Here is a 3,746-nt window from a genome sequence, read left to right as displayed (position 1 = left end):
TACCAACGAACAGCCCAAAGAATGATTTCACCTTGAAAGTGCCGACCATGGAAGGGATTCATCTGCTGTATCTCGAAATAAATAAGATATTTAGCTTATCATGTCAGCCTATTTGCAACAGTGCCATATATTCGCCTTTTGGATGGAGAACAAGCTCTGCACCACCAAAGCCCACATTTATTACATTGCCTTACCCTGCAACGTTTAATCCATCCATTACAGCAATACTACCCGTTCACATTACTTTATCTCGGCTGATAATCAGCGCAGTAACTTTAGCCAATCTCGCTGCAATTTCCATGTCAGGAATTTGTCCACTTATTCCAATGATGATGAGAACTGCAGCATTGACTTAGATCGCCAGTGCTCAGTACTGGCCATCATGTAGCTTTTATCGCTTTAGCGCCTTAACTTATTTAAGTGGCGTAACTTGCATAACTTATGCATCCTATTTAAGTGATGTAAGTTATAGTATTCCGTGTCAGGAATCTGTCTACTTATCAGCGTCCGCGGAACTGCAGGATTTCTGCTTTGTTGTTCGCAACGAGGGCTAATTCTGGAGTTCCGTATAAGGCATAATCAATAACGACGCCTGATGCGAACATAGCGATTGGGCTGAAACGGAAGGTATCAGGAGCAATCGCTTTGGCAGAATTCCCCAAGGTGCTCACAATAAGATTCACATTGATGAAATCTGGCTTTCTACTCAGCCCATGGATATGCGAGCAGTTACTTATACTGCTCTTTCTCATGTCCTAAAAGCCTTTGACCATGTCAAATCGCAACATTGAGGTTATCTTGTTTTGGAATAAGCGTGGTCATTGTATGAAAGTGTTGATATATGATGGACTGGGTATTCAAAGCTCTACGGTTGGAACAAGCAACATTTCACTGGACTCAAACTCATCATAGTGAAACAATTACAAGCATTGATTCAGAGTTTCGCTTGATAAAGAATTTGACAATGTGCATCAAACATCATGACATCAATTCAGTCAGCCAAGCTGAATAGCCTAGATCCGTGTCTGTGCAGAAAAGGACGCCTTCATATAAAATAACTCAAATAGATAAATTACCACCACACTGCTAGAGCCTGAGCTGAATTTAAAAATATCTATAGGGTTCACCGGGGACTTACAGTAAATTTAACTTGGATAAAAAATATCCCCCTTAAAAAAGTGGGATATTTTTAATTTATTTATTTAATATTTCTTTTAATTCATCTGCACTATATGTCGATAAATTTTCTATAGCTGCTCGAACAATACTTGAACGATTTATTCTTGCATTTTGCCCTTTTACAACCAGCTCATCAATTAGTTTACTAATATCTTCATTGAGAGAAAAAGTGTAACGAATAAATTTTTTTTCACTTGATTCTAAAGCCTTTACCCTCTTTTCTGCACCAGATATAAATGCATCTAACATTTTATCTTGTTCAGTAGGTTCAGGTTTTTTGTTTAGCCCAGTTAAACCAGCCATAGTTATACTCCTAAAAACTCTCTTGCAATACTTTCAATTTCAGCTTTCGCTTTAGGATCACTATTTACTTCAAAAACCGAAAGCCCATTTTCATCTGCATCATCATAAACATTTCGATTTGTTGTGATTGAATTCAATGCATCAATACCAAATGATTTGCATGCCTCTTTTGCATCTAAAATTCTTTGAACTTGAGAAGGAAGAGTTGGACACTGAGTAATAATTGCTCTAGCTTTCAGATTTGGATTTACTGTCTTTGCTAATTTTAAAACTTGTTCCATATGATCTAAAGTTTTTAGATCTCTTCGTTTGGGTCTAAACGGCAATAACATATGTGTAGCTATAGTCATTGCTGAACGTAATGCTTCAGAATCCTGTCCACCTGCATCAATGATAATATCTTGGTATCTTTTATCTAAATCTTTTAAAACTGAACGTATATTCCCTGATGCTTGTACTGATGGAATATTATTTAATTCATCGTTTTCATCTCTTTCTTTGACCCAATCTGTTGTTGTTCCTTGAGGGTCAGCATCTAATAAGAGGACGTCTCTTTGACTTTGTTGTAAGTAAACTGCAAGATTTTGAGCTAAACAGCTTTTACCAGCACCGCCTTTTTCACCACCAACTAAGATAATCATAATTTATGTAAGTTACGTAAGTTTGTTTGTGTATAATTTAACGGTGATTTATGAAGTAATCAACTATCATGAAAAAAAAAATTAAAAAAAAAGTTATCCACAAAAGAATGGTCTTTTTGAATTTATATATATTTATTTAAATTTATTATTTATATCTCTGCTCAAAGCTTGACTAGCAAAGGGATACAGGAAGTATATGTTGACAAATTCCTACCAATAAGTTGACTTTTTCCTGTTTCTGAGTTGACATATTCCTACCAATAAGTTGACTTTTTCCTGTTTCTAAGTTGACAAATTCTGTGCATAAGTTGACAAATTCTTTTATTAAAAATACTTTCATTTGTGGACGTTAAGTAGTATTGTCAATATATCTATTTATAACATTTTCCTTAATATATCTTCCTATGAGTAACATAGTATATAAAGATAATAATTTGGTTGAAGCATCGTATTCACTAAATCTATCTGAGCAAAGGCTAATATTAATTGCGATCATTGCTGCTCGAGAAATTGAGAAAGAACTTACTTCTGATACTATACTTACGATTCATGCTTCTGAATACATGAAACAGTTTAATTTAGGACGTCAAGCATCTTATGAAGCGTTACAATCTGCATGTGATAATCTTTTTGAACGGCATTTGAATTATAAAGCAGTAGATCCTATAACTGGAAAAATAGGAATATACAAAAGTAGGTGGGTTTCAAAAGTTGGTTATGTTAAGGAAGAGGGATGCGTCCAACTAATTTTTGCACCAGATATTATCCCCTTATTTGTAAAACTTGAAGAAAAGTTCACAAGATATGAACTTAAACAAATCTCACCACTTACAAGCATTTATGCTATTCGCCTGTATGAGTTACTCATACGTTGGAGATCAACTGGTAAGTTATATATTTCTATAGATGAGCTTAGATCAAAACTCGGATTGATAGAAGATGAATATAAAAAGATGGGAGACTTTAAAAAAAGGGTTCTTACCGTAGCTTTAAATCAAATTAACAAATTTACGGATATTACTGTTTCTTATATACAAAAAAAGGAGGGAAGAAATATTTCAGAATTACATTTCATGTTTGAAGAAAAAGAACAAAATAAAACGAGTACAAGTGCTCCTTTAGAGCCAACTTATAAATTGACAGCTAAGCAATGTATATTCTTTGCTAAAAAGCTATGTGATATTACTAACTATCCAAAATTTGGTAATGATTTCGCACATCGTGGAGAGACTCTAGAAGACTTTCAGGAAAGGATATCAAGTGATCTTCTTGATAGCGATAATGTTAGAAAGTATTTTTCTTATTTGTTAGAAGTTGGTTATGCTCCTAAATACAAGAAGTAACCCTTTAGTTAATTGTCACTTTAAACAAAAGACCACGCCCTCTCATACTAAGTTTTTAATTAAGATTGCTTTCATGTGATTTTAATATGAATTAGCATAAGTTACATAACTTATGCTGGTTAAGTAACCACCTATCCTGCCTTTATAATTTATTGCTGCAGTTCTCATCATCATTGGAATAAGTGGACAAATTCCTGACATGGAAATTGCAGCGAGATTGGCTAAAGTTACTGCGCTGATTATCAGCCGAGATGTCGTTATTGATTATGCCTTATACGGA

General features: G+C 34.4%; 5 protein-coding genes. 2 read left to right on the top strand and 3 right to left on the bottom strand.

What is annotated here, in order from left to right:
- Positions 1-356: hypothetical protein (locus tag FTV27_RS17300; RefSeq protein WP_257230053.1), on the top strand; the 356-nt coding region annotated here is incomplete at its 5' end.
- 144 nt (positions 357-500) lie between these two features.
- On the opposite strand, the gene FTV27_RS17295 is transcribed toward FTV27_RS17300, so the two are convergent.
- From FTV27_RS17295 to FTV27_RS16835, 3 genes are all read right to left on the bottom strand, one after another.
- Positions 501-671, bottom strand: coding sequence for a hypothetical protein (locus FTV27_RS17295; RefSeq protein ID WP_017400106.1), 171 nt, complete (start codon positions 669-671; stop codon positions 501-503).
- A gap of 523 nt (positions 672-1,194) precedes the next feature.
- Positions 1,195-1,482 carry a hypothetical protein gene (locus FTV27_RS16840; RefSeq protein WP_000908082.1) on the bottom strand — a complete coding sequence of 96 codons (288 nt, stop codon included), beginning with the start codon at positions 1,480-1,482 and terminating at the stop codon, positions 1,195-1,197.
- A 2-nt stretch (positions 1,483-1,484) separates the two neighbouring features.
- The gene (locus tag FTV27_RS16835; RefSeq protein WP_000585007.1) at positions 1,485-2,123 is read right to left on the bottom strand and encodes an AAA family ATPase; all 639 of its coding nucleotides are present in this window, start codon (positions 2,121-2,123) and stop codon (positions 1,485-1,487) included.
- 404 nt (positions 2,124-2,527) lie between these two features.
- On the opposite strand from FTV27_RS16835, the gene repM reads away from it, so the two are divergent.
- Positions 2,528-3,466 carry a replication initiation protein RepM gene (repM, locus tag FTV27_RS16830; protein WP_002046604.1) on the top strand — a complete coding sequence of 313 codons (939 nt, stop codon included), beginning with the start codon at positions 2,528-2,530 and terminating at the stop codon, positions 3,464-3,466.
- The last annotated feature ends 280 nt before the right edge of the window (positions 3,467-3,746 follow it).

It is taken from the genome of Acinetobacter sp. YH12251 (assembly GCF_013417465.1).
In the GTDB taxonomy this organism is placed as follows: domain Bacteria; phylum Pseudomonadota; class Gammaproteobacteria; order Pseudomonadales; family Moraxellaceae; genus Acinetobacter; species Acinetobacter amyesii.
The sequence above is the reverse complement of the archived record's forward strand: the minus strand, read 5'-3'. Positions and strand labels throughout refer to the sequence as shown.